Source organism: Stenotrophomonas sp. SrG (genome assembly GCF_050031795.1).
Lineage (GTDB): Bacteria > Pseudomonadota > Gammaproteobacteria > Xanthomonadales > Xanthomonadaceae > Stenotrophomonas > Stenotrophomonas rhizophila_A.
This window is the reverse complement of the sequence record NZ_JBNBBE010000801.1, coordinates 1-245: the sequence shown is the minus strand read 5'-3', so window position 1 is coordinate 245 and position 245 is coordinate 1. Positions and strand designations below refer to the sequence as shown.

1 pseudogene is annotated in these 245 nt (G+C 70.6%); it reads right to left on the bottom strand.

The window, feature by feature from the left end:
• Positions 1 to 231 (bottom strand): annotated as a pseudogene (locus ACQG3P_RS21765) (hypothetical protein); the annotation flags it as partial.
• Positions 232 to 245 lie beyond the last annotated feature (14 nt).

The window sequence follows — 245 nt, the reverse complement described above, 5'->3', positions numbered from 1 at the left end:
CCGGTCGATCTCCGCCCGTAGCCGGGCCTGGTGTCGGATGACCCAGAGCACCGCGCCTGCCTTTCCCTGCTCGTCGCTGGTGCATTCCCGCGTGGTCCAGCGCTCCCGCTCTGGCCGCTGAGTGTTGAGGTTGGCACACCACCCTCCCCCGTTGATTCGCTCGGACAGCCGCAGCACGTGCGGGCCGTCGCAGACCACGCTGTCGTCCTTCCCGTCGGGGCGGGAGGCCACGGAGCGCCAGTGGA